The organism is Dialister sp. i34-0019-2H8 (assembly GCF_042846925.1).
Taxonomy (GTDB): Bacteria; Bacillota; Negativicutes; order Veillonellales; family Dialisteraceae; genus Dialister.
The window spans coordinates 765,788-790,792 of sequence record NZ_BAABYQ010000001.1 but is presented as its reverse complement, the minus strand read 5'-3'; the positions used below and the strand labels follow the sequence as shown (position 1 = coordinate 790,792).

Below are 25,005 nucleotides of genomic sequence, written 5' to 3'. Positions count from 1 at the left end.
CGAGAATGCAATCTTCTAAAAAAAGGCGGCGAAGCCGCCACCTGAACCCTGAACCAAATGAAAGTAAAAAGGAGCTGTGAAGAAATGAATCCTCATTTCTTCACAGCTCCTTTTTTCGCGCTTTTGACGAGTTCTATTTCTTACCTTCGACAAAGAGCATATTGTTGTTGCGCTTTACCAGATTGTACATCAGTGCATTGACGCAGGAGGCGACGATGGAGCTGCCGCCCTTGGTGCCACGGACAGTGATGAAGGGGCAGGGCGCACGACGGACAAGCTGCTCCTTCGAGTCAGCTGCGCCGACGAAGCCGACAGGGATGCCGATGATCAGTGCCGGTTTGATGCCATCTTCTTCGACCATGCGGATGGCTTCGTAGAGAGCGGTCGGAGCATTTCCGACGGCGATGATAGAGCCATTGAGATCGGTGCCAAAGGAGTTCATCGCTGCCATGGAGCGGGCGATGCCTTTCTCTTTGGCAATGGCTGCGATTTCCGGATCGGATACGCGGCAGAATACCTCACTGCCGAGTGCATGCAGGGCATTCTTATTGATCCCTGCTTTGACCATATTCACATCGGTATAGATGTTGCAGCCCTTGGCGAGCGCTTCGATACCGGCAGCGACAGCGCCTTTGCTGGTCTGGATGAGATGCCCGTAGTCTACGTCGCCGGAGGCGTGAATCATACGGGAATAGACCGTCACTTCTTCCGGTGTGAGGTCGATGTCCATGATGAATGGATTGATGAGATCCATACTTTTATCTTCGATGGCCTTAGGGCTCTTGATGAAATCCATAGTTTTCCTCCATATAGTTGAGGACGCCTTCTACGGTCGAGAAGACCACAGCGCCGTCCAGTTTTGCTTTCGGTTTATCGATAACGATGACGGAAATCCCAGCGTCCATCGCGGCTTTGAGTTTCGTATCGCTGCCGCCGATGAGACCGCTGTTCTTGGTGACCATCACATCAGCGTGATAGTCATGAATCATGGCAAGATTCATTTCATAGGAGAAGGGGCCCTGCAGGGCGAGAATGTACTTGGCTCTCATGCCGAGGTCTTCACACATTTTGATCACATTCGATGTCGGCAGCACACGCGCCCAGATCTCCTTGCCTTCCAGCGCTTTCGCCCCTACGAAGGTGGCAAGCGTCTTGGAGCCGGTCGTCAAAAGGATACTCTTTCCAAGCTGACCGGCAAGATCTGCCGCTTCGAATTCATCTTTCGCGTGATAGAGCTTGTCATAGTCAGGGAGCGGGATCTCCGCGCGCTCGTAGCGTACATAGTCGATCCCTGCCTTGGTACAGGCCGCGCGGGCCGTCTCAGAAACGATCGCTGCATAGGGATGGCTCGCATCAAGGATGAGCGAGATCCCCTTTTCCCTGATGACACGGAGCATGTCTTCTTCCCGGAAACGCCCTACTTCGATGTCGAGCCCTTTATGTGCGGCGAGCACTTTACCGTACTGGCTGACAACGGTCATAAGGATCTCACGGCGCTCCCCCTCCGGCTTGGACTGTTCTCGGTCTGCGAGTGCAGCGCCGATTTCTCGGCCGTCCTGTGTTCCGGAAATGATCCAGATCATGCTTTGTATCCTCTTGGTGTGATCATTTTTCCGTCAGCGACGAAGGTGGTGCTCTTGCCGATGATGACGGTGGACTGCATGTCTACATGTTCTTCCGGCAGTTTTTCCAGTGTGGAGATCGTCCAGTTCATGCCCGGACGTCCTGCTTTTCTGACGATGCCTACCGGTGTTTCCGGCTTTCTATACTGAAGCACGATATCGCGGATCTCATCGAGGTAGGTCGCGCGGCCGCGGCTCTTTGGATTGTAGATGGCGATGACGAAGTCACCTTCCGCGGCGAGCTTCGCTCTGTTTTTGATCTGTTCCCATGGGGTCATGAGGTCAGAAAGACTGATGACGGCATAGTCATGCATGAGCGGAGCGCCGAGCGCCGCAGCAGAGGTATTTGCTGCCGTGAGTCCCGGGATGACCTCGCACTCCGGACGCGCTTCCTTCGGCAGCTTCTGGATGAGCTCGAGCACAAGGCCGGCCATGCCATAGACGCCCGGGTCACCGGAGGAGATCACGGCCACCTGATGGCCTTCTGCCGCCAGATCAACAGCCTTCTGGCAGCGATCGACTTCCTGGCGCATGCCATTTCCGACGACCTCTTTGTCCTTGATGAGGTCTTTCACGAGAGCAATGTAGGTGTTATATCCCACGATGATATCGGAAGCTTCCATGGCCTTGATGGCCTTCGGCGTCATTTCTTCTTCATGGCCCGGTCCAATGCCGATGACCCGGATAGTCCCAGGGCGATCGCCACCGTGGCACTGACAAACTTCGTTTTCGGCAGAAGCGTTTTTCCCTTCATTGATTCCATTAACGCTGCTGATTGACATACGTTTCCCACTCCTATCGTTTTCTCTACAAATTTTGAACTTTCTAAATGATACTCTTCCGCGATCTTTTTAAGCTCCTCTGCCTTGTAAAAATGGATCGGAAGATGCATGGAACTGGCAAAATCAAGCAAGCCCTTTTCATCCGCTTTCGCATCGACGCTCGCAAGCGATGCTACCTGGTACGGGTAAGCCCCTGCCTGAGCAAGTGCTGCGGTGAATGCGCTCTGCACCAGCTCTTCGGAGGTGCCGCGCTTGCATCCGATGCCAACGAAAAGATTCTTCGGACGAAGGCAGACGAAAGGCTTCTTCACAGTGATCGTTTTTTCGGTAATGATGGCGCATGCGTCAAACGCATTGGCATCCAGTCGGTCTAAGGGCTCCGTGCGGATCCCTTTCTCTTTGAGGCGCGTCGCTATGGATGCGCTCCCTTCGACGCTCTCATCCAGAAACCATCGGAATGTGCGCCCTGCTGCGATGACGGTATTCACAGGCTTCAAGGCCGCAAGCGGCTCGACACGCATCATCAGCTCGCGGGCGATATCATCCGGCGCGCGGCGGTCATGGACATCGGTCGCCGTCGTGATGACGGGATCGGCTCCCACTGCCGCCGAGACTTCTCTTGCCCAGGCATTCGCCCCGCCGAGGTGTCCGGAGAGAAGGGAAATACAATGTTTCCCGCACTCATCCATGACAAGTACCGCAGGGTCGGACGCCTTGCTCACTACATGCGCTGCGATAGCGCGGACCGCAATGCCGGAGGCCATGATGAAAAGGATCCCATCATAGCGGGAGAAGATATCCGCCGTGAGCGCAAGCGTGCGGGTAAAATACACGGCTTCTTTGCCGCTCGCACCGTCTTTTCTTTCATACAGAGTCCCCTCACCGGAAATGCCCGCCTTCACGCGCACCCCCAGCTGGGCTCCTTCTTTGGATACAGAAACAATAGCGTACTTCATACGATAAACTCCAGAAAATGATATTGGCTCTCGCTTCTCTTATTACAAGTTAGGAGTTAGGAGTTAGGAGTTAGGAGTGTTGGTGCGGCGCAAAAATAATATAGCGCCGCAAATATTGATCTGTACATTGACCTTATTTAGGGAAACGCTGAGTATCAGATTTCATAAGAATTTTTATACACTGCTTCGTCATTATTCTCCTTAAATAGTTAGAGAAACACACCTTCATGATGATTACATGCCTACGACTCTCTCTGCATTTGTAGATCTTTCTCCTATTGGCGGCGCTTTATAAATTGTGCGCCGCTACCGTCACTCCTCACTCCTCATTCCTAACTCCTCACTCTGCGAAGTAGTTTTGAATGAAGAATGAGACCAACAGTCATCCCCATCATCCTTACTCTCCATCTGTGCCTTTGCGGAACATGGTGGTGAACTTGCTGTCGTAAAGCTTGGAGAGCTCATAATCGGTATCAAGGACCTTGCCGACGACGATCATGGCCTGACGGACGACGCCTGCCTGATGGAGAATGTCTGCGATGGTATCAATGGTGCCGCGGAAAATACGCTGGTCAGGCCAAGTCGCTCTGGCTACGATAGCAACCGGGGTATCGCCCGGATAGCCGCCCTCTTTCAGGGTCGCCATGACCTGATCGATCGCCTGGACAGAGAGGAAAATGCACATGGTCGCCTGATGTGCAGCAAGAAGCGCCAGCTTTTCCTTCGGCGGGACTGGTGTGCGGCCTTCCATACGGGTGATGATGACGGTCTGAGAAATGCTCGGCAGGGTATATTCCTGTTTCAGCGCAGCTGCTGTCGCAAGGAAGGAGCTGACGCCCGGGACGACACAAAACTGATCTTCTTTGATCCCTGCTGCGCGCAGGCCGTCCATCTGTTCCTGGATCGCACCGTAAATGGCCGGATCGCCGGTGTGCACACGAGCCACCATTTTGCCCGCTTTGAGCGCATCGATCTCCACCTTCAGCACTTCATCCAGATTCATGGTCGCACTGTTGTAGATCTCCGCGTCTTTTCTGCCGTACTTCAGGATCTCCGGATTCACAAGAGAGCCGGCGTAGATGATGACATCCGCCTCTGCGATGAGACGCTGTCCCTTCACCGTGATGAGCTCAGGATCTCCGGGGCCTGCGCCGATGAAATACAATTTTCCCATAATAACTTCCTCCTCAATGTTTGATTGCTGTAAATATGAAAATGGGGCTCATCGGATCATAAAGATGATACCGTCCCAGTTTTCTCAGTCGATTGATCTGCATTTCGAAGCCTTCCAGCTCGAAAGGACGATCCGCGAATTCCTTCACCACTTCCCCCGTCGTTTCCACGGTGACAGCGGTAAGGATGATGCGTCCGCCCGGAGCGAGCAGCGCTTCACATCGATCCAGGATCTCATGCATATTTCCGGAAGACCCGCCGATGATGATCACATCCATCTTCGGCAGCCCTTCCATCGCCTCCGGCGCTGTGCCGGCTATGGTATGAATATTCCGACAGCCGAACTTTTCCGCATTTTTCCGGATCAGCTCGATCCCCTCCGGATTTCTTTCTATCGAATACACAGCCCCCTTGGGGCAGCAGAGCGCTGCCTCGATGGATAGAGAGCCTGTCCCTGCACCGATGTCAGCCACTATATCGCCAGGCTGAATGGCGGCCTTCACCATGACCATCGCACGGATCTCAGCCTTCGTCATCGGTACCTTTCCCCGAATAAACTCCTCATCTTTGATGCCAAACTGCATTTATCCCATCACCACCATGACTGATTCACCATAGCCTTCCAGATGCGACAATTCCTCAAGAGTCGAATCCGAAAGATGCTGATTCTCATATGAAATATGCTCGGCCGCCGCAGCGCGCGTCTCCTTCGGCCAGCCCTTTTCCATCAGGTATCTCGCGATATAGGCTGGATTGTGCTCATGATCCGTCAGAAAGGCGAGCTTTCGTCCGGGCAAATATGACGTATCCTTCTCTTCCGGCACGCGGCCATGGAAAGAGAGCCACAGCGCCCCCTGCCATGGTTCTTTGACAAGAGCGAAGCAGGCCTGCACAGAAGAAATCCCCGGGATGACTTCGATCGGATGCTCCGGAAACCGCTTCTTGAGCCACGGAAGCAGACTGTAATAGCCCGGATCCCCGCTCACCATGACGACGACATCATCCTTCTTAAGCGCCTCCTCCAGCCAGTCCGCCAGCAAAGAGAGCTTGCCTGTCACAGGATATGTTTCCTGAGAAGGCTTCGCATAGTCAGAAAGCGCGCGGCGGCCGCCCACGAGGTAATGCGCCCCCTCGATGGCTTTCTGCGCCTTCGGCAGGATATAGTCCGGATCTCCCGGCCCGATCCCCGCTACGATCAATGTATGCTCCATTGTTCCTCCTCCAGAATCTCCTTCGCATGGTTGCTGACTGCCTGCACCGTGCCATCCATCGCCGCAAAAATCACGCCGACCCTGGCCTTACCGAAAATATAGCGTTCCGAGCGCACCTGCGCCCTCTCCGCCATCTGCTGGTAAATCATATCCAGTCCTTCCCGATGCACGACCGCTGCCGCGCCATCCGTCGTCGTACAGCACATGATCTCACGCACCGTATCTGTCGATGCCCCATTCATGGCCGCATACGCCGCCATCGTCTCCATACGACCGTCACTATTGCGATTGTACGTATGGAAGCTGCCTGACGCCACCTTGACCAGCTTTCCCATATGGCCGATGAGCAGCATCTTTTGGAAACCGCCTGCGATGCACTGCTCCATCATGAAGCCGATGTAATTGCTCGTCTCGATGATCGCATCCGCTGGAATCCCCATGATCTTCGCTGCTGTCTCACCGATACGGCCGGGACAAAGGACCGCCGTGCGGATCCCGCTCGCATAGACCACCGGCACCTGCGGTGCCAGCGACTTCTTGTACGCCTCCTCGCTCATTGGCTTCACGATCCCTGTCGTTCCCAGGACCGAGATCCCGCCGACGATACCCAGCGAAGGATTCAGCGTCTGCTTTGCCAGCTCCTCCCCTTTCGGGATAGAAACCGTCACGATGCAGCCATGATCCTTGCCGATGAGCTCCTCATACACATAACGCAGCATGATCTGCGGGCCCGGGTTGATGGCGGGTCGTCCCACCTTCACCTGCAGCCCCGGTTTCGTCACCGTACCTACGCCCTTCCCCGCACGGAGCGTAAGACCCGGCGTATCCACCAGCTCCACCGTCACGACGATCGGCGTCCCATGTGTACAGTCCAGGTCATCGCCCGCATCCTTAAGGCAAGTCGCGATACCCGTCCGCCCATGTGCCTCGGCAGACTCCACCGGGATCGTGAGCTCCGTGCGCTGCGGCGAAAGGACCGTCACCTGCTTTGGAAATTCTCCTCGCATAGCCAGGATCGCTGCCTTCATCGCCCCCGTCGCCGTTGCGCCGGTGGTATGCCCTTCCCGGAGCGTCTTCGCCATCATTTCCTCTGCGTTCATAACTCCTCCCATACATAAAGGTTCAGCGGGTTCATTCGGTTCACGGTGCAAGGCAAATGCGACGCCGCGCCATTCAAAGCTGAGCCTCGTCACACCTGTGAAAGCCCTTGCCCCCGCAGAGCCTTCTTATCTGTAATTCACAAACTGCAGATCCGCCGGAATGTCCTGCTGCTTCAGGAACTGGATGCACTCCTGCAGACAATCCTTATCCTTGCTCGATACACGCACCTCATCCCCATTGATCTTGGCAGCGACCTTGATCTTCGAAGCCTTCACACGCTTCACGATATCCTTCGCCATATCCGAAGAGATCCCGTTCTGCAGCGAGAGTACCTGACGGACCGTCCCGCCAGCTGCCGCTTCCTTCTTCTCTTCCTTCAGATTCTTGAGAGAGATCCCGCGCTTTACGAGCTTTCCATGAATGATATCCTTCACCAGCTTCAGCTTGAAATCATCATCGCCGATCAGCGTGATCTTGTCCTCGTCAAGCGTGACCGAGCTCTTGCTGCCCTTGAAATCATAGCGCGTGCCGATCTCCTTGGACGCCTGATTCACAGCATTTGCCGCTTCCTGCAGATCCGTGCGGCATACCACGTCGAATGAATAATCTTTTGCCATTATAGACCTCCTTAGGGGTTGTAGTGACTTTGTGACTAGTGGACTGGGGACGAGAGAGGCTGGGAATCGAATGAGAGCCTTCCCCGATGAGCAATATAGGAATACCGCTGCCTCATCCTTCTTTTTACATACCTTATTATTGTACCATACTTTCCTATGAAATTTGAAAATTTCTGAAAATTTCAATTCATTCCGGATGCTCCGAGGGAGCAAAACGGCTGGCCGGAAATGTGATCCCCGACCAGCCGTTTTAGAAAATCCATCAAAACTTATATGTCACGCTGATGTTGCCATGATAGCCCTTATGCCGCCCCGTATAGTCACTCGCATTCAGAGCCATGCGCCAGTGCACGCCAAAAAGGCGATGTGAAATAACGATCATCTCATTTTCGCGTTCCATCTGCCGCGGGAGACTTGCAGTTGCAGCTCTCATAGGAGTGACCGGGAAACCTTATCCCAGCTGTCTTTCATGCCATAGTCATCCTATCCGCCCCTGCGGGGCACCTTCCCCTAGAGGGTAATGCTATTAAGTTAAGGAAATCGTTAGCTACGTAACGTCTTGCTTCCCCCTTCGGGGAAGTGCCAAAGGCAATATGTGCAAGCGAACTGGATTTTTAGGAGCGTAGCGACGCTAAAATCCAGTGAGACGCCATTTCGAGCGTAGCGAGATGGGGCATGCTAGCGGTATAGCGTGCTATGTTGAATAGTCCGATGCGATCAATATTCCAACACTTTCATGCAATACCGCTACGTAGCCCCCTCACCCCTTCGGGGAGCTCCCCCGATGGGGAGCCAAGAACGTTCTGCCGCTTAACTTAATAGCATTCCCTAGAGGGGAAGGCTGCGATACGAGAATACCATCTTCTAAAAAAGGCGGCGAAGCCGCCACGAGAACCCTGAACCCTGAACCCTGAACCAAATGAAAGCACAGCCCCTTTGTATCAGCTATGATAAGAAGCTGATTTACTTTTCTTCCTTCTCAGCGAGCTGCTTTTCCAGACGGCGGATCTTTTTCATCAGCTCCGGCAGGTGCGAGAGTGCAGCCTCGACTCTCCCCCACTGGGCGTGGGTCCTCGCCGGATAGCCCAGGTAGGTGCCTGGGGTCTTGATGGTACCGATGATGCCTGTCTTGCCTCCGAAGACAGCGTTGTCACAGATGGTGATATGGCCATTCACGCCGGTCTGTCCGGCCATGATGACGTGGTCGCCGACTTTGGTGCTGCCGGCGATGCCGACCTGCGCGCAGAGGAAATTGTCTTGGCCGACCTCGACATTATGTCCCAAGTGACAAAGGTTATCGATCTTGGTGCCGCTGCCGACGATGGTATTGTTCATCGCACCGTTGTCGACGGTGGAGCAGGCGCCGATCTCGACGTCGTCTCTGATGACAGCGCGGCCGAGCTGACGGATGTGATGGTGATGGCCTGCCTCGTCAGTGGAGAAGCCGAAGCCCTGACCGCCGACGACGGCATGCGCACGAAGGACGACGCGGTCGCCTAAGATGCTGTTTTCATGTACGACGGCGCCCGGATTCAGTTCGCAGTCTTTGCCGAGCTTCGCATTCTTTCCGATGTAGCAGTACGGGTAGATGACACAGCCGTCTCCGATCTCAGCGCCTTCTTCGATGACGGCATACGCCATGATTGTGACGTCTTTGCCGATCAGGGCTTTTTCACTGATGACGGCAGTCTCTTGGATGCCCGGTTCCCATTTGTTTTCCGGACGGAAAACTTCGATGAGTTCGCCAAAGGAGCGGCGGGCATCGGGAACGACGATGAGATTCTTCGTGTAGTGGGCTGGGAGTTCATCGACCAGGATGACACCTGCCTGCATTTCTTCGATGTGCTCGGCGTAGACACCGCGGGCAAAGGTCACCTGCGACGGGCCAGCGCTTTCTGCGCTGGCGACGTCGTCGATCAAGACCGTGCTGTCTCCATAGAGAGTGCCGCCAATCAGGGCAGCGATTTCACCTGCTGTTTTTTTCATGATGGACCTCACTTGGATGCGGACGAAGCAGCGCCGGATGCCGCTTTCGATGCGCCATCGATCTTGGCCATCACTTCATCGGTGATGTCGACGGCACCGCCGGGTACGGCTCTCTTATGCATGACGATACCGATGCCCTTTTCTTTCGCGATCTGGGCTGCCTGAGACTCGACCATGGACTGGATCTGTTTCTGTTTGCTCTGGATGAAGATCATGCGCTCCTGCTGAGCGGACTGGACTTTCTTCTGCATGTCTTCATCGGAGAGTCCGCTCTGGGAGTCCTGATCCAGGCGGTCTCTGATCTCCTTATCCTTATCGTTGATTTCTTTTTCGATAGACTGGATCTTCGGAGAAGAAGCTTCCAGCTTCTGGTAGTCAATGACTGCCACTTTATGTTCACTGCCGCAGCCGGCAAAGGCGAGTGCTGCGCCAATGAGTCCTACGCAGGCCAGTTTTTTCCACATAGCCATTCGATTTCCTCCTACTTGGTGATATTGACTATACGATTCACCATATCCCCCGTCACGTCTTCGGCGTGGATATTGGCTTTGTATTTCGAGAAGATCATGGAAAGGTGCTTGTCAGAGGCCTCGCGGGCAGCTTCTTTCCGGATGTCTTCCATAATTTCTTTCTTGACGGCGGCCATCTCTTTCTGCTTGGCATCAATCTTCTGTTGCCAGTCTTCGTTCCACGATGGGTCGATGGGGTCTTCGGGAAGAGGCACATCGACGCTCGTTTCCTCCGCGAGGTTCTGCTTGATGTCTTTCGCGGTCTTTTCTGAAAAGTCAGCGAGCTCCTTCGATGCGTTTTCTTTTGCCTCTTTCATCGTTTTCACTTCGTCCTCTGACCAGCCGATGGTATCCATCTTCGCACGCTCGGTGCGAAGGTCCATCAGATCATGGAGGCGCTGCTTGACGTCTTCCTTTTCGGAGCCGGTGACGCCGAGGACGGTGAGCTTCATTTGGAGATTCGCCATCTCTGCGCGCTCTTCGTCAGTGAGGCCATCGGGCGTGAAGGTTCTGTCCTTCTTGTGCGCTTCGCTGATGGTCTTGTAGAGTTTTGCGAGGCCGTCATTCAATTCGTCTTCTTTTGCCTTGACCTTCGTCTTCCACTCATTTTCGGCAGCCATGCGGCGGCTCTGATCGGAGAGCGCGGCCTTGATGTGCTGCTGCTGAGAGGCGATGTGAATGAGCTTGTTTCGTTCATTCTGATACTGATCAAGGAGATGGTTGTACTCAGTCTCGAGGCGGAAATATGTACTGTATTTCGGATGGGCTTTCACAAGGGTCTCCAAGTCGACCACGCCGTAGGAAACGGCAGGTGGCGCCGGCTCCTCGGTTTTTTTATCGCTGCATCCGCTTACCGCCAGGGAGCACGCCACGAGGAGGGCAGCCGCCACGGTGTATACACAGTTTCTATATTTCATGAGACGTCCTTATTTTTTGCTTTCTGAGGAAGCTGCGGATGCTGCGGAAGAGGAGGCAGCGGAAGAAAGAGACTTCGAAAGGGAATCGGTGACTTCCTTCGTGATGTCTGTGCCGCCGTAAATGACAGCAGATTTATCGACAACAAGAGCAAGGCCCTTCTTGGATGCGACGGACTTCACAGCGCCGGTCACCTGATCATCCATGTCCTTCTCGATGGCCTGTCTCTTCTGATTGAACTGCTGCTGCATGTCAGCGAAGAGCTTCTCTTTTTCCGCATCACTCATGCCTTCCGACTTCGCATCAAAGTCTTTCTGCATTTCATCTGCCGTTTCTTTCATCTTCTGCTGGTAGTTCGCTGCGAGGGTACTGTTCGCGGAGATCACTTCTCTCTGGTCAACGACGCCGATGTCAGAGGTCGGAGCAGCATTCGCTGTATCACCCATGGATACCACCGCCATCGCTGCCACGGAGGCGATGAATACGCCAGCCAAAGCGAAGGAAAAAATCTTTACGTTTTTCTTGTTACCAAGAGTTGTCATCATGATAGGTTACTCTCCTCTTTTATAAATTGGCAATCAGCCGAAGCCATTTGCCTTCTTCATCATTATACACATATTCGATCGTCATGTAATTATGGATCTTATAGGAAAATCCATATTCATTCTCTTTTTTCTTGAAATCACGGTCATAGCGCAGGGCGAAGTTCTCGCCGAAGGGGATCTGACCAAAGGCATGGTGGCTGTTTTCTACAAGATCATACTTATAGCCCAGATCCATGACGCGCCCGAAGTGATGGTACCAGCCGCCATAGACATTCCAGTCGACAGGGCCGGGGTAGAAGCGGGCCTCGCCGAAGATCACATTGTTCCTGCCCACGAAATGCCCGAGCATGCCTTCGATCGCCGTATTGCGATTTCCATCGCGCCCGGCATCCATCCATGCTTCCGTGCGGATGATCCAGTGATCGGTCAGTGCATCGACTTTGAGTTCTGTGATCTCTCCCGGGTAAAGATAGGCCTTTGTCTCTATGCCATACTTTTCAATGAAGGGGTCCTTGGCGAGGATGTCATTCATCGAGGCAGCCAGATCCTTCTGATGACGGGCGACAAAAGCGAGCGGAAGCCCTTCAAGACTTCGAAGGGCATGTTCCGTCTCATTCACCGCGCGCAGCATCAGGAGGCGCGGAATGGTGGTCTTGTGCAGTGTGAGCTTTCCGGTACGGACGATCGTCCCCTGCGGGATGAGGGAGATCCGCACTCTTGTCTTCTCCCCCGAGGTCACTTCGAAGTTGGCAGTAAATTCCGGGAGGATCTCCTTAAGAAGCTCTCGCCCGGCAGACTCAGAGACACTCTCCGCCCAGCCGACCGAATCGACGGGAAGCCCCGAGAGGAGCTGACTCATAAGGAGCGGTACACCGGCGCTGTCCTTCTTCACCAGCGCTGCCGCTTCCGGAGACAGATTCCCGTAGTCGATCTCGGTCTCCACCTCGCGGATCATCTGCCCGACGGGAGTGAGCGATACGTGAAGCGCTGTCTTTTCTCCATAGGCGGCAGATATATCATCCACCACATAGCCCACGACCACGCGGTTCACGATGTCTGCAAGGACCTTATCGTACTCGCTCTCATGCGAGCGAAAGAGGCTCTCATCCTTGCCGACAAGGATGCGGTTTCCTATGGCAGAAATACTCGCCGTGATCCGCTTCTCCACTGCGGGCGGCATGCCGCCCGCTCCCGTGACGGAGACGCTCACTTCACGGATCGGTGCCGCATCTGCCCACGCAGGAAGCAGGAATGACGAAACGAGCAGGGCAAGACCTGCTCGAGTCATCGAATGAAATAAGGAAGAATGCATGGCTCCTCCTTTGGAAAATCAGTGGATAGCTAGGTTCCGCAGGTGCAATGGATTCAGCAGGTGCAACGGAGAACATTCCTGAACTCGCCTTTGCCCCGGCGGGCACCTCCTTCCAGCGGAAAGAGGGAAAAATCGGAGCTGCGGCGCTTTATGCATGTTGCACCGCACCACCATTTCTCATTTCGCATTCAAATCAGAACTGTGTGCCGAAGCTGAAGTGGAATTTATTCTTATCACCGTGACCATAGTCAAGACGGATCGGTCCGATCGGGGTCTGGAGACGCAGGCCTACGCCGCAAGACCACTGGAAACCATCATCATCTTCATACCACGGGATCTGTCCGTTATCGATGCCCCAGGTGCTGCCGCCATCGGTGAAGAGGACACCCTGGACTTTCTTGGCGATCGGGAAACGATATTCCAGTGTCGCCGCGTACATTTTCTTGCCCTTGAACTGGTCATCCTCATAGCCGCGAAGCGTATTCGAACCACCGAGGTCAAAGAGGTTCCCGTAAGAGACATCGCCGTCGATGTAGCCGCCCTGCAGACGGAGCGCAAGGATGTGACCATTGCCAAGCCCCTTGTAGAAGCGGCCTTCTGTCGTGAACTTGTAGAAATCATAGTCGCCGCCAAGGCCATGTCCGCCCCACTGGGTAGAGAAGGAGATGCGGCGGCCCTTGCTGGCATTGAAGTAGTTGTCGCGGTTATCGAAGACATGCGTGAAGGTGAAGCTGTTCGTGGTACCAAAATTATCATCGATAGCGCCACGCCAAGCTTTTTTCATTTCATCCTCGCTATTATAACCTTCCGTCTTATAATTCTTAAAGCGGTCAGTTGCTGCGCTGCCCCATTCGAAACCGTCATGGTCATCGTATTTTTCCTTCGCACTTTCAAATGCAAAGTAGTTCGTGCGATATTCGCCATTCTGACGTCCCCAGGTGAGGTTCCAGCCACTTCTTCTCTTATCGTATTCTGCGACGGTATCACCGTTCGAATCATAGTCATCGTATTCATAGATGCGGTTGAAGATGGAAGCCCCGAGGGAGTCACCGTTGGAATTGATCCACGGGCGGGTGTAGGAGATGGTATAGTTCTTACCGTCGCCGGCGCCGCCGAATTCCCAGTGGAAATTGACTTTATCGCCTGTGCCGCGGAAGTTCGTATCACCGAGCTCGATGATGCCGACTGTACCGTCAGAGTCCGAGTAGCCGGCGCCGACAGTGATGACACCGGTCTTCTGCTCGACAACATCGATCTCGATGACGACATTGTGTTCATTTTCTTTGCCGGGGAGCAGCTTCATGTTGACATCTTCAAAGTAGCCCAGATTATAGAGTCTTTCCATGGAGCGGCTTGCTTGGAATTTATTAAAGGGCTTGCCCTTCTTCATCTTGAGTTCGCGGAGGATGACTTTGTCCTTCGTCTTATCATTGCCGACGAGCTGGATATCTTCGATGACGCCTTCGGAAATATGGACTTTCAGGATGCCCTTCGGCGTCACTTCCACATTCGGGATGGAGACGAGCATGTAGCCCTGCTTGAGGTAGGCATCTTCGATCTCCTTGAGCTTCTGGTTCACGAGGACGAAGTTCAGGACGCTGCCCTCTGGCACCTGCAGGATGGACTTCAGGTAGTCAGAGGTGAAGATGGTATTGCCGGTGAATTCCACATCACGAACGATGGGATTTGTGACAAGACCATAGGTGAGATCCACGCCTTCGGGGATTTCCTTGAATTTCGGACGGATCTGAGAGAAAACACCTGTCGAGCCAAGAGATGCCACATCATTGCGGATGCCCTCAGCCGTGATGGTGCTGCCCGGTTTGCTCTGCAGAAGAGGGGACAGCTTCGTCTTGACTTCTTCCGGGATCCCGTCGAAGTCGACATGCGCGATGGTCTTGCCTGTATGTGCTTCGATGGCTGCGTCATCGTCCGCCGAAAGATAGAGCGAGGCATCGCCCACTGCGACGGTCTGGTGGGATTCCTTCACTTCCATGGATGGTTCCGCTTTTTCCGTCTGGTCGGAAATCTCACCGGTCTTGCCCGCTTCCTTACCGCTCTTCACGTCGATCATGGAGCTCTGGGACATGCCGCTCTGGGAGCCGGTCATCTGCGGTGCTTCCGCAAAGACGTCCGCCCCGGAAAGCGCAAGCAGGATCGCAGAGGCAAGCAGTGCTTTCTTATATGTTGCTGTCATCGTAAATTCCTCCTCATGTATTGGATGGTGAATTTCTATATATTTATGGAAATACAGATGGGTATCTGGCATACTTGCCAAAACGTGTGATTTCCTTAAATAACATTGGGATTGATGGATTCAGTGCAAGACGGAAGCTCCTAAAGGGGAGACCCTTCAAACCTCCGGAATTCTTCTTATCACTAATTTCCTCGGAGAGCCCTTCCCGCTTCGCCTACGACACGCTGGATCTCCTGATCGGAGAGGGCGGGTAGCTCCGGCTTCGTGACGGCGGAGACTTCCACCGGAGCCGGCGCGGGCGTCATGACGACGGGCGCTGCTTTAGCAGGCGGCACTGCTTCTGAATCTGGCTTTGGCGGATCCGTTTCCGCCGGTTCTGTCGTGACAGTCTCTGCAGATACCGAAGGAACCTCTTCGGCTTTCTTATCCGCTTCCTCGACTGGCACAACCGCCGTAGTCGGTGTCGTGACTGCTGTTTCCACCGGCCTTGCTGGAGTAGGCGCAGGTGCAAAAAAACTGTCCTTCAGAAAAGAGGCGCCGAGGAAAAGCGCTCCCGCCACAGCCAGCGCGCCGCCGCGAAGCAGCCACTTCCGCCGCGGCGAAGTCCCTCTCACCTCTTTCAGGCGCTGCATCTCTGCCTGCGCCATGATGAGATTCATCTCGCCTGTCAGTTCTTTATGGTTGGAATAGGAATTCTCTGCCTTTTCCAGCCACCTCTTCACCGACTTCACTCTCTTCAGCGTATCCCCCGACATACTGCCTCCTGCTGAGAAAACCGGAATCATTCCGATCTCTGCCAACCACTGGTTACATGATTCTTATATATAATCAGTGTTTTAGAAGTACAAGTGAACATCCAAAATTATTATTTATTTCACATTTTCTTGTATTCTCAATCATTTTTGCCGAAATTCGAGTGTTTTCAAGCTGGGATGATATGTTTGACAGGGTCCGAGGAGCAAAGATCCGATTCCTGTTCCATCTTACTCTTTCCTATAGGTTCAGCGGGGCAGCGAGGCAGTGCCGAAAATGGGATCGCAAGAAACGCTATGCCACGTCATCCCCTACTTTCTCTCATGGATCAGCTTTGAGAGCATCCCGCGCAGACGCCGGATGCCGCGTTTCTCGAGGCGGTAGACGTAGGCCTGGCTGACGCCCATGGCATCAGCGGTCTCCTGAGCGGTCTGCTCCGCGAGGTAGACCGAGCGGATAACATCCTGCTCTTTGGCAGAGAGTCGCTGCACCGCCATGTCGACTGCCACATGCAGCGATTCACGGTCGGCACTTTCGAAAGCCATATCGGGAATGGCCTGCGCAAGGAAGACTTTCTCTTCCTCCCCGTCCTTGAGAAGGATCTCCTTCTTATTGGCATTCAGGAAATTCAGCATGCGTCCGCGGATGCGATGGATGGCATACAGGGAGAAGGCGACACCGGCCAAAGGATCATAGCGCTCGACCGCCTCCATGAGCCCTACAGTGCCTTCTTGAATAAGGTCCATCGTCACCGCCTCCTGCAGGCCGTACTTGACGGCCTCCTTGAAGACAAGCGGCTGGTAATTCTCGATCAGACGCTGTCGCGCGTCGATCTCCTCTTCCTCTTTGTATTCTTTCCAAAGTGCCTGCTCTTCCTCCCGGCTGAGCAAGGTCACACGGGACAGGCAGGCTTTGTATTCTTCGAGCATAATAATAGGTACTCCATGTAAATGGGATTTCGCGAAATAGACCTTCCCCTCCTGTCAGCGCTGAACGGAAAATGCGTTACCGGATCATTGACGCATTTTCCGTGATCTAAGGGAATGTCGTTGGCTCGACAAGCGGCGAATGGGAAAATGAGTTCGCGCCGAAGGATTCCGGCGAAGCCGCACCTCCTCCCCGAGCCCATCAGGCTTATGAACTAAAATTTAAAGCTCCAATCGCTGCCGATGTAACTGTCGTGATTGCTATTATACCACGATGAGAGACCGACGCGCGAATTCAAATCATAATGGAAGCCCAAACTTTTTTCCTCATTATTCACTCCCATGGTCGCAGTCAGCATGAAATCATTGAAGAGGTACTTCCCGATCTTGATGTAGTAGTAGCTGTCATTGTTATCATCGATATTGTCATAGTAGTCTGTCAGGTTCGACGTGATGCTGATGAGGTCAAGTCCGATCTTATCTGCGAGGAAGTCCTGCATTGTATTTCCGAAGAGCATGGTGAGGCCGGCATTGAAGAGCGCCCCCTGCATCGAGCCATCCTTATCCTTGGTCGGATCCTGATGGAGCGTCAGCAGCATGATGATCTGCGAATCATTCAGCGCAGGATCACTGTGGAAGGTCGTCTTCATATCACCGGGCAGTCCATCCAGCTCGGCTTTGATATTGTAATGACCGACCTTGGTATCGGCACGCGCATGGATGACAGGCAGGAAGGAGCCGGGGGTACCACCCCAGACAGCATTGGCCTGATCGATCTTGAATTCCGTGGTATTGATCTTGACAGTTCCTTTTTCTACATTCACGCGGCCCGTCATGATCGGTTCGCGGAAATGGCCCATCATCGAAATATTTCCTTTGATCATGAGGTCATAGAGCGAGCTGCTGTAGAGCCGTACATTGTCTCCGATGGCTATGTCGATCTTCGTCAGGAAATTGGCCGACGACTCACCGCTCTCCGCAAGGAGAGCGAGCGGCACTTCGCAAGTCGCATTGTGGATAGAGATCTTGCCCGTGACACCGAGCTGATCCATGAATTCCCCCAGTGAAAGGTCAGCATCGACTGCTCCTTTGTAATAGGCAGAGTCGATGGAAGGAGTATGCATATGCACTTCCCCATCATAATGCGTGATCGCCTTTTCTTTCCAGTCAGCAGAGCCCTTCGCAGTGACGCCGCCGCCACCGAAGGAGGCACTGCCATCAAATATCACGCGATGTCCATCAAATCGTAAGGACAGATCGATCGGCTGAATGACTTCATTCATGGTCATAAGACCGAGCGCCCCATTCTTTGCTATGATGCTGCCCTTAAGCTCCGGGTCACGATAGTCACCGACAAGCTGTACATGTCCCTTGATCGGGCCGCTCGCACTCGTCACGGCTTTACCGAAGAGAGCCAGAATATTCATATCTGCCTGATCGAGATTGAAATCAACAGAAAGCGGCACTGCCTCATCTGTGGTGCTGCCGGTAAAAAGATTACCGGGGAGTATGCCCTTGGCACTCGCACGATAGTTTCCCTTCGATACCAGTGCATTTTGCAGCGTCACGACATTGCTCTTGGCATTCGCCATCAGAGAGAAGCTGTCAAAGCTGATTTCTCCGTAGCTCGGATGCTCGATACCGATCGAGATGTCTGCTTCCGGCGATGTTTTATTTCCGCTGAGAACGACTCCGGCCGTCAGACGACCGCCCATCCGTATGTCATCTCGTCCCAATACCTGCGGCAGCCAGGACATCTCCATGTCTTTGGCTGCGAGCTGGACAGCGAGCTCCCCATCGCTATTCATAGAGCCTTCTGCGGCGAGCAGTCCATCTCCTACAGGAAGATGAAACTTACGGATCGAGAGCGCCCCATTCAGGTAGGAGAAATCGATCGCTCCCTGACCGACAGGTGTATCCCCCAGATGTCCTCCCAGGAAATCTGCCTTGAAGTCGATGCTGGGGTTCTCCAGAGTCCCTCCGATCTGCATGCCTCCATTGACAGCGCCATCCACAGCGGACTCAGGCAGCTTGAAAAGACGCATGATCTCCTTGATATTCCATTCCTTAAATCGAAGGAACCCCTGCAGGGTATGGGAGTCCATGTGATAGCTGCCTTTCCATTCGAAATGGCCATTCTTCTGATTGAATATACCGTCATCAAGGCTTACGACATGGTTCTGATAATAGATGCCGGCAGATGCCATATAAATGGCAGTGCCGCCTACAGAGATTTGCCTGGAGGAGATCGTCCCTTCAAAGACCGGATCTTCCATCGTTCCGGATACATGCCCGCGCATATTGACCTTGCCGTCTGCTCCGCGTCCCGGAAGCATCCACGAAAGGCTGATGTCATTGAGTGACACATCCATATCGATCATATCCGGCTTCACCGTACCGCTCACGATGGCTGTACCATCGTAGATATAGGCGAGGCCGTTTTTCAGGGTGATGTCATCTCCATCATAGGTATATTCGCCGGAGATGCTCTGGAAAAGCTCACCCATGACCGAACCGTCGAAGGCCAGAAAATCCCCTTTCACCTGTGGCGCTTCCATCGTGCCAGTGACGGTCATTGTATTTTCGACCCATCCCGTCACCGGGTAGTCCTCTCCGGCAAGCGCAAGCAGTTTCTCGATGCGTGTCTTGTCGGTATCGATAGTGAGCGTGAGAGGGTGCGGCGCAAAGAGACCGACGGTCCCCTTCACCGTATGCTTACCGTCCGACCCTTCCCAGCGAAGCGAAGTGATAGTCGCCAACTGATCTCCCAGCGATACATGTCCTTCGATACGTTCAAAGGAGATGCCACGGATCTCCCCATCCTGCGCTGTGAAATCTGCCGCGCCGTATGGATCCTCCCTGCTCCCGCTGACTACGAACCGGCCGGAGAGACATCCGGCCATATCCATTCCCGAAAGACCGGAAAGCTCAGAAAGGTCGATGGACGATACCTCGCCCGAGAGCGAGAGAGACGGCCCATATGTCCCCTTCACGGTGAATGAGCCTTCGCCAGATGTGCCTGTCAGATACGCAATATCCATCACGCCGCCGCGCGAAGTCGCCTCCCCCGAGAGGGTATCCATGGACATCCCATCATACGAAAGATCCATGCCATAGAAAACGCCATGCCAGTCACCATCACGGTAACTGCCAAAGCCGGAAACCTTGCCGGCTGCCATATTCTCATACGAAAGACCCGCGCCATCCATTTCTCCGGAAGCCATTTCCAAAGACAGTGCGCCGTCCTTATAGGTGCCCTTCGCCTTCCCAGATCCGCTCACAATGCCGGAAGCGGAAATCCCGACCGGAAGAGAAGAAAGGTCGATATGCTCTCCGGCTGCTTCGCCTTCGAAGACTCCGCTTGTCATAGTATATGAGCCTTCGCCGATCAGAAGACCGCCCGCCATCTGTGCCTTCAGATAAGGGATCGAGATCCGATCCTCTCCATAGACAAAGCGCACATTCGCCTCTTTGACAGAAAGATCCTCATATTGCCCATCCTTCACATGGGCTTCGCCGGACACGAAAGGATCTCCCATCGTCCCCGAAATATCTACGCTGCCGGAAACGACTCCGGTGGCGCCTTTCTCAGGCAGCAACTCTTCCGCCTTGATATCCTTCAGCGTCACATGTCCCATCAGGATCGGATCGTCCACGTCAAAAAGGACCTTCGCATCTCCGGTGAATGTTTGCCCATTGACCTTTACGGCTGCTTCGGTGATGACAGCTTCACCATTTTCAATATCAAAAAAGGCTGCTCCGTCAGCCAGAATAAAATGATCATAGCGAAGAGCAGCATCTTTGATAGAACCTTGGACATGATAAGCGACAGCGCCATCACTTTTCCAGATCTTGGCGCTGGTCACCTGTCCTGTCCCTTTGTCTATATCAAGTTTTGAAGAAATCTGTGGGAACTGCTCTAAGAGCGGCTTCAACGAGGTAAGGGAAACCGGATCCGTTTCCAGACTGATTTCCATGTTATTCGTATTCGTGTACTTCACGTCTCCCTTGAAATGGCTGTCAAATGACTCTCCCGCAAAAGAGCCTGTGATCGTACCCTTGCTGTCCCAGCCGAGCGTGCCTCCCAGCGAAGTGAAATCATACGAACCGATATCTGGTGCAGAGATGGAAGCCTTCCCGTCCTTCACGATGACCTGTCCTGTGAAAGTACCATTGTCCGAAGAGTCCGATGGTTTTAGAATCGTCTCTACATTCCAGAGTCCATCATTCCCCTTGGCAAGGTGCACTTCCGGATTCTCGATGGTCACCGTCTTCACGACATCAGCGATACCGCCATCTTTGAAGGCATAGTTGTACAACGCAGAAGCAGACCATCCGATCGCCAAAGAGGGCGACTTAAACACAACCTCTCCTTTCGCGTCCTTCAGCTCCAGGTCAGTGAAGGAAAGATCATAATTCGGATCCAGATCCATCATGGTCCACGTCAGGGTGCCATTGATGCGCTCCCCTGCCGCGTCTTTGATGACAGGTTCCAGATTCTGTGTGATGATCGGACGGATCAGCAGATAAATGATACAGAGCATAACGAAAATGAATGCTGCGATACCATTGATCCACCATTTGATTCTGCTAGCCAAGGTCAAGTTCTCCAAAGTAAAAATAAAGTTTCAAGGTTCAGGGTTAGCCCCGGGGGCGTGCCGCCCCTTGCTCGGGGATGAAAGGGTGGAAACCGGTTCTATAAGTTCAAAAGGTTCAAAGGGGGTTGGTGCGGCGCATAAAAAATCAGAAGCGCCGCGGAGTATAAATAGGGCGATGCCCGAAAGTCAGCGATTAACAGGCTTCCCATTTATGGTTTCCTGACATCATCCTTTTGACCGCGAATGACAAAGATTTCTCGCTTCGCTCGAAATGACGATATGCGAGTCTGATGTCTCCCAGCCACCAGTCACTAGTCACTAAAAATTATGCTTTTGCAAATTCCGGGTGAATGACAGCCGGTACGCCCATCGCATGTTCCAGCGTAGCGAGACCGATGTTGTAGTTGTAGAGCGCGGTGATATAGTTCGTTCTCGCAGTATTGAGGGCGAGTTCTGCATCGAGGACATCCAGGTTGATGCCGACGCCGCTGCTGTAGCGGACGGTCGCGATCTTATATGCTTCTTCTGCCTGAGCGACCGATGCTTCGGCAGCGCGGATTTGTTCTTTATAAGAGAGGACATTCAGGTAATCCTGACGGACTTCCAGCTCGATCTTTTCTCTCGCCTGCAGGAGTGTTTCCTGTGCTGTTTTGACCGCGGCATCCGCTTTCTTCACTGATGCCTGGGTAGCGCCGCCATCCCAAAGTGACCAGGAAAGCCCGCCCTGGACAGCCCAGTCATCTTTATCGACCGCCGTCACGCTGGCTTCCTTCCAGCTGTATCCGCCGCCGACGCTGACTGTCGGGAGATAGCCTGCCTTTGCAGAGCGAAGAGCGGCCTCAGCTGCCTTTACGCCATAGTCTGCTTCGACGAGTTCCCAGCGGTATTTCTGCGCCATCAGAATGGCCTGTTCCATGGTGAGGTCAAATTCCGGTTCCGGGAAATTCTTATCCAGCGGTTTCAGCGTCGTATTCATCGGGACACGCATGATGTTGTTCAGGTTCGCTTCTGCGACATCACGGGTGTTGTCCGCTGCGATGCTCTTCTGCTTCGCATTGGCGAGCGATACATTGGAAGAAAGTACGTCCAGCTTAGCCACGATGCCGGCATCGAACTGCTGCTGTACGTTATTCAGATGGCTTGCATAGTCAGTGACAGACTGTGCCTGCACTTCAGCGAGCTTGACCGCTTCAAGGTACTGGTAGTATGCCTGCACGGCCGCGAGCTTCGTATCCGCTTCTGTTTTGTAGACATTAAGATCTGCGATGTTTTTCTGATAGCGTGCGGCATCGATCGCACCTTCTACCTTGCCGAAGGTCCAGATCGGCCAGGAAACATTGATTCCCTGACTATAGCCATGGTTGGAGCTCTGCGTGCCTACGACAGTAGTGACTACCTGTGTCGGATACTGATTTCTTTGCCAAGAGTAGCTGACGGACGGATTCTTCTTGGCTGCCGCTGCGCTGACATCGGCTTCCGCTTCTCTGCGCTTCAACTCTGCGATGGTGATGTCGCGGTTGTTCTGAATGGCAGTCGTGACCGCACCTTTGAGGTCGATATCCATAGCCGCTGCTTCCGGAGCTGCCGCTTCTGTGATGGAAGACGCCAGATTCTTCTGGAGCAGCATGTTATTGAAGTTCACATCTTTATTCGCTACCGTCTGATTCATCTGTGCCTCGATGGCTTTCTGTGTGATCGACGGATCCGTCATGATCTTCGTCTGAGATCCTTTTGCTTCTGCACCGAGCCCGCAGGAAAGAGCAAGCACGATAGAAGCAGTCAGAATTTTGCAGGTCATTGTATTCATTCAACATTCATCCCTTCTAGACAGATGTCTTTGTTGTCATTGTATCCAGACTGCCCCTCTTGGGGGCGCTGTTTTCATTTAATAATTGTATCCCACACCGATGTACTCTCCGCCGCCGCGGTTATTATGCGGGAAAATGGACTGTCCGGTCAGGAACAGATTCGGCGTAAGAGCATACTGTCCGCGCAGGCGGACAGAGAAATCATTGGGGTCATACACATCTGCGGAGAATTTCCACCGCCCGGACGCATAGTCCGCGCCAGCGCCGATCTTGTTTCGAATGATACCGGCATGTACGCCATAGTCCCCTCTCATACGACCATAGAGCGCATCATAGACCGGATCATTCCCCATGGATTCTATCCCCAGAAGACCATAGGAGTCTTTCCCCACGCGGAGGAAGAGATTCGGCGAGAAATCGTCCTTCTTAGTATTATATAACAATTCGCCGGAAACAGATACATCAAAATCACCATTTCCCTGCATAAATCCATTTATTTTCCCGGAAATCTCTTTGGCATTCTGAGAGATCTCCTTCGCATTCTCCGATGCCACGACCATATTGTCCATGATCCTGCGTACATCACCGGTGGCTTTGCCGTCTCCATTCAGCTGATACAGCATCTGATTCACCTGCGAGGTGATACTCTGGATCTCATTCGCTGTCTGTATCCCCTGCGCGGTCAGGATGGCGAGATTTTCGGAAATCGCATCAAAATTATTGATGCTGTTCTTCACATGCTTCTGCGAAGAGGGGTCTGCGACGACGCTATTGATCCCATCGAGCATGGTCTGCGCAGACGTGATGAGCTTATCCATCTTATCCATCGCCTGATCGATCCCCGGTGCTGACTTGCCCTCGACCTTCATCCCCTCTGCCAGATAGCCGCGTTCCTGATGACCACCAGAGGCCTTCACGAAGCGTCCGCCCATGACACTGCTGGTCTGGATGGAGAAGTCCGCATCCTTGGGCACCTTGGCATCGTGATAAAAACGCAGCTTCACGACAGCTTCCCCGTTCTCCACCGTGATGCCATCGACCATGCCCACTTCGACGCCGGCATAGTGGATCGGATTTCCCGGTTCTATGCCTTCCGCTTCCTTGAAATAGCCGGTCACATGAAATCCGCTCTTTCCAAAGATCACAAGGCTGGAAAGCTCGATCAGGATCCCGGCAAAGAGGAGTATCCCCGCAAGGGCAAAAGCTCCGACCTTTGCTTCCGTCGACCATTTCATCAGGCATCACCTTCTTTCAAAAAATCAGGATTCGATGGCAGACCGTTCATGAACTGCCGTACTCTTTCATCCTTCGATGCATATAATTCTTTAGCTGTCCCTACCGCAAGGAACGAGCCCTTATACAAAAAAGCCATGCGGTCCGCGATCATTTCCGCAGACTTCAGGTCGTGCGTCACGACGACGCTCGTCGCATGCAGGACCTTTTGCGTCTCTTTGATCAAAAGACTGATATCGGTCGAACGGATCGGATCCAGCCCCGCTGTCGGTTCATCATAGAGAATGATCTTCGGCTCGAGCGCGATCGCTCTGGCAAGGCTCACGCGTTTCTTCATGCCGCCGGACAGATTCGCCGGCATGAGGTCTTCGATCCCATCAAGCCCGACCAGATGCAGTTTCTCCTTCACGATGGCATCGATCTTTTCTTCAGAAAGCCGCGTGTGCATACGCAGACCAAAGGCCACATTCTCTTTCACATTGAGAGAGTCAAAGAGCGCAGAATACTGAAAGACCATCCCCATCGAGCGGCGCTCCTCATTCAGCTCCACTTCGCTGAGCTGTCCCATATCCTTCCCATTCACTAGGACTTTTCCGGATGTAGGACGCAAAAGACCGATGATGAGCTTTAGGAGCGTTGATTTCCCGGAGCCGGACGCTCCCAGGATGACCATCGTCTCTCCCTCCTTGATGGAAAGACTGACATCTTTCAAGATATGACGATCGCCAAAAGTCTGGTATACATGCCTGATATCAATCATA

22 protein-coding genes are annotated in these 25,005 nt (G+C 53.4%); all 22 read right to left on the bottom strand.

All coding sequences use genetic code 11. From position 1 onward, the window contains the following. Positions 1-133: 133 nt before the first annotated feature. Positions 134-796, bottom strand: coding sequence for a precorrin-8X methylmutase (locus tag ACGG9R_RS03230; protein WP_390151382.1), 663 nt, complete (start codon positions 794-796; stop codon positions 134-136). Continuing rightward, positions 774-1,583: a precorrin-6A reductase gene (gene cobK, locus ACGG9R_RS03225; protein ID WP_390151379.1), complete on the bottom strand. Its 810-nt coding sequence runs from the start codon at positions 1,581-1,583 to the stop codon at positions 774-776. Before cobK ends, ACGG9R_RS03230 begins: the two co-directional genes overlap by 23 nt. Beyond that, positions 1,580-2,269 carry a precorrin-3B C(17)-methyltransferase gene (gene cobJ / locus ACGG9R_RS03220; RefSeq protein WP_022106885.1) on the bottom strand — a complete coding sequence of 230 codons (690 nt, stop codon included), beginning with the start codon at positions 2,267-2,269 and terminating at the stop codon, positions 1,580-1,582. The genes cobK and cobJ overlap by 4 nt, the downstream gene beginning before the upstream one ends. Further along, a complete protein-coding gene (locus ACGG9R_RS03215; protein ID WP_390151376.1) occupies positions 2,266-3,360 on the bottom strand; it encodes a cobalt-precorrin 5A hydrolase in 1,095 nt (364 codons plus the stop codon). Before ACGG9R_RS03215 ends, cobJ begins: the two co-directional genes overlap by 4 nt. A 397-nt stretch (positions 3,361-3,757) precedes the next feature. Beyond that, positions 3,758-4,534 (bottom strand): precorrin-4 C(11)-methyltransferase, encoded by a 777-nt coding sequence (gene cobM / locus ACGG9R_RS03210; protein WP_022106882.1) that lies wholly within the window; start codon positions 4,532-4,534, stop codon positions 3,758-3,760. 13 nt (positions 4,535-4,547) lie between these two features. Then, positions 4,548-5,117, bottom strand: coding sequence for a precorrin-6Y C5,15-methyltransferase (decarboxylating) subunit CbiT (gene cbiT / locus ACGG9R_RS03205; protein WP_390151372.1), 570 nt, complete (start codon positions 5,115-5,117; stop codon positions 4,548-4,550). Beyond that, positions 5,118-5,744, bottom strand: coding sequence for a precorrin-6y C5,15-methyltransferase (decarboxylating) subunit CbiE (gene cbiE, locus ACGG9R_RS03200; protein ID WP_390151369.1), 627 nt, complete (start codon positions 5,742-5,744; stop codon positions 5,118-5,120). Then, positions 5,729-6,844, bottom strand: a complete 1,116-nt coding sequence (cbiD, locus tag ACGG9R_RS03195) for a cobalt-precorrin-5B (C(1))-methyltransferase CbiD (RefSeq protein WP_390151366.1) — start codon at positions 6,842-6,844, stop codon at positions 5,729-5,731. The genes cbiE and cbiD overlap by 16 nt, the downstream gene beginning before the upstream one ends. 126 nt (positions 6,845-6,970) lie before the next feature. Further along, positions 6,971-7,462, bottom strand: coding sequence for a YajQ family cyclic di-GMP-binding protein (locus ACGG9R_RS03190; RefSeq protein ID WP_022106878.1), 492 nt, complete (start codon positions 7,460-7,462; stop codon positions 6,971-6,973). A gap of 262 nt (positions 7,463-7,724) precedes the next feature. Continuing rightward, positions 7,725-7,895 (bottom strand): hypothetical protein, encoded by a 171-nt coding sequence (locus ACGG9R_RS03185; RefSeq protein WP_390151362.1) that lies wholly within the window; start codon positions 7,893-7,895, stop codon positions 7,725-7,727. Positions 7,896-8,425: 530 nt separating this feature from the next. After that, complete coding sequence (lpxD, locus tag ACGG9R_RS03180; RefSeq protein WP_390151359.1) at positions 8,426-9,448, bottom strand: UDP-3-O-(3-hydroxymyristoyl)glucosamine N-acyltransferase; 1,023 nt, start codon at positions 9,446-9,448, stop codon at positions 8,426-8,428. Positions 9,449-9,456: 8 nt separating this feature from the next. Next, complete coding sequence (locus tag ACGG9R_RS03175) at positions 9,457-9,918, bottom strand: OmpH family outer membrane protein (protein ID WP_390151356.1); 462 nt, start codon at positions 9,916-9,918, stop codon at positions 9,457-9,459. An 11-nt stretch (positions 9,919-9,929) separates the two neighbouring features. After that, positions 9,930-10,874, bottom strand: coding sequence for a hypothetical protein (locus tag ACGG9R_RS03170; protein ID WP_390151353.1), 945 nt, complete (start codon positions 10,872-10,874; stop codon positions 9,930-9,932). A 9-nt stretch (positions 10,875-10,883) separates the two neighbouring features. Continuing rightward, positions 10,884-11,417, bottom strand: coding sequence for an OmpH family outer membrane protein (locus ACGG9R_RS03165; RefSeq protein WP_022106873.1), 534 nt, complete (start codon positions 11,415-11,417; stop codon positions 10,884-10,886). Positions 11,418-11,436: 19 nt separating this feature from the next. Continuing rightward, positions 11,437-12,729: a Tat pathway signal sequence gene (locus tag ACGG9R_RS03160; RefSeq protein ID WP_390151349.1), complete on the bottom strand. Its 1,293-nt coding sequence runs from the start codon at positions 12,727-12,729 to the stop codon at positions 11,437-11,439. 193 nt (positions 12,730-12,922) lie between these two features. Further along, positions 12,923-14,926: an outer membrane protein assembly factor gene (locus ACGG9R_RS03155; protein WP_390151346.1), complete on the bottom strand. Its 2,004-nt coding sequence runs from the start codon at positions 14,924-14,926 to the stop codon at positions 12,923-12,925. Positions 14,927-15,108: 182 nt separating this feature from the next. Continuing rightward, a complete protein-coding gene (locus ACGG9R_RS03150) occupies positions 15,109-15,681 on the bottom strand; it encodes a hypothetical protein (protein WP_390151343.1) in 573 nt (190 codons plus the stop codon). Positions 15,682-15,990: 309 nt separating this feature from the next. After that, entirely contained in the window at positions 15,991-16,608 is a 618-nt protein-coding gene (locus tag ACGG9R_RS03145) for a sigma-70 family RNA polymerase sigma factor (RefSeq protein ID WP_390151340.1), read from the bottom strand. A gap of 212 nt (positions 16,609-16,820) precedes the next feature. Next, positions 16,821-21,203 carry a translocation/assembly module TamB domain-containing protein gene (locus ACGG9R_RS03140; protein ID WP_390151337.1) on the bottom strand — a complete coding sequence of 1,461 codons (4,383 nt, stop codon included), beginning with the start codon at positions 21,201-21,203 and terminating at the stop codon, positions 16,821-16,823. 325 nt (positions 21,204-21,528) lie between these two features. Next, a complete protein-coding gene (locus ACGG9R_RS03135; RefSeq protein ID WP_390151334.1) occupies positions 21,529-23,001 on the bottom strand; it encodes a TolC family protein in 1,473 nt (490 codons plus the stop codon). 87 nt (positions 23,002-23,088) lie between these two features. Continuing rightward, positions 23,089-24,246: an MlaD family protein gene (locus ACGG9R_RS03130; protein WP_390151331.1), complete on the bottom strand. Its 1,158-nt coding sequence runs from the start codon at positions 24,244-24,246 to the stop codon at positions 23,089-23,091. Beyond that, complete coding sequence (locus tag ACGG9R_RS03125) at positions 24,246-25,004, bottom strand: ABC transporter ATP-binding protein (RefSeq protein ID WP_390151329.1); 759 nt, start codon at positions 25,002-25,004, stop codon at positions 24,246-24,248. Before ACGG9R_RS03125 ends, ACGG9R_RS03130 begins: the two co-directional genes overlap by 1 nt. Position 25,005: the final 1 nt, after the last annotated feature.

Excerpts from the sequence above, each read along its gene's own strand:
- ACGG9R_RS03230 (WP_390151382.1), bottom strand. The coding sequence starts at position 796 with ATGGATTTCATCAAGAGCCCTAAGGCCATCGAAGATAAAAGTATGGAT.
- cobK (WP_390151379.1), bottom strand. The coding sequence starts at position 1,583 with ATGATCTGGATCATTTCCGGAACACAGGACGGCCGAGAAATCGGCGCT.
- cobJ (WP_022106885.1), bottom strand. The coding sequence starts at position 2,269 with ATGACGCCGAAGGCCATCAAGGCCATGGAAGCTTCCGATATCATCGTG.
- ACGG9R_RS03215 (WP_390151376.1), bottom strand. The coding sequence starts at position 3,360 with ATGAAGTACGCTATTGTTTCTGTATCCAAAGAAGGAGCCCAGCTGGGG.
- cobM (WP_022106882.1), bottom strand. The coding sequence starts at position 4,534 with ATGGGAAAATTGTATTTCATCGGCGCAGGCCCCGGAGATCCTGAGCTC.
- cbiT (WP_390151372.1), bottom strand. The coding sequence starts at position 5,117 with ATGCAGTTTGGCATCAAAGATGAGGAGTTTATTCGGGGAAAGGTACCG.
- cbiE (WP_390151369.1), bottom strand. The coding sequence starts at position 5,744 with ATGGAGCATACATTGATCGTAGCGGGGATCGGGCCGGGAGATCCGGAC.
- cbiD (WP_390151366.1), bottom strand. The coding sequence starts at position 6,844 with ATGAACGCAGAGGAAATGATGGCGAAGACGCTCCGGGAAGGGCATACC.
- ACGG9R_RS03190 (WP_022106878.1), bottom strand. The coding sequence starts at position 7,462 with ATGGCAAAAGATTATTCATTCGACGTGGTATGCCGCACGGATCTGCAG.
- ACGG9R_RS03185 (WP_390151362.1), bottom strand. The coding sequence starts at position 7,895 with ATGAGAGCTGCAACTGCAAGTCTCCCGCGGCAGATGGAACGCGAAAAT.
- lpxD (WP_390151359.1), bottom strand. The coding sequence starts at position 9,448 with ATGAAAAAAACAGCAGGTGAAATCGCTGCCCTGATTGGCGGCACTCTC.
- ACGG9R_RS03175 (WP_390151356.1), bottom strand. The coding sequence starts at position 9,918 with ATGGCTATGTGGAAAAAACTGGCCTGCGTAGGACTCATTGGCGCAGCA.
- ACGG9R_RS03170 (WP_390151353.1), bottom strand. The coding sequence starts at position 10,874 with ATGAAATATAGAAACTGTGTATACACCGTGGCGGCTGCCCTCCTCGTG.
- ACGG9R_RS03165 (WP_022106873.1), bottom strand. The coding sequence starts at position 11,417 with ATGATGACAACTCTTGGTAACAAGAAAAACGTAAAGATTTTTTCCTTC.
- ACGG9R_RS03160 (WP_390151349.1), bottom strand. The coding sequence starts at position 12,729 with ATGCATTCTTCCTTATTTCATTCGATGACTCGAGCAGGTCTTGCCCTG.
- ACGG9R_RS03155 (WP_390151346.1), bottom strand. The coding sequence starts at position 14,926 with ATGACAGCAACATATAAGAAAGCACTGCTTGCCTCTGCGATCCTGCTT.
- ACGG9R_RS03150 (WP_390151343.1), bottom strand. The coding sequence starts at position 15,681 with ATGTCGGGGGATACGCTGAAGAGAGTGAAGTCGGTGAAGAGGTGGCTG.
- ACGG9R_RS03145 (WP_390151340.1), bottom strand. The coding sequence starts at position 16,608 with ATGCTCGAAGAATACAAAGCCTGCCTGTCCCGTGTGACCTTGCTCAGC.
- ACGG9R_RS03135 (WP_390151334.1), bottom strand. The coding sequence starts at position 23,001 with ATGACCTGCAAAATTCTGACTGCTTCTATCGTGCTTGCTCTTTCCTGC.
- ACGG9R_RS03130 (WP_390151331.1), bottom strand. The coding sequence starts at position 24,246 with ATGAAATGGTCGACGGAAGCAAAGGTCGGAGCTTTTGCCCTTGCGGGG.
- ACGG9R_RS03125 (WP_390151329.1), bottom strand. The coding sequence starts at position 25,004 with ATGATTGATATCAGGCATGTATACCAGACTTTTGGCGATCGTCATATC.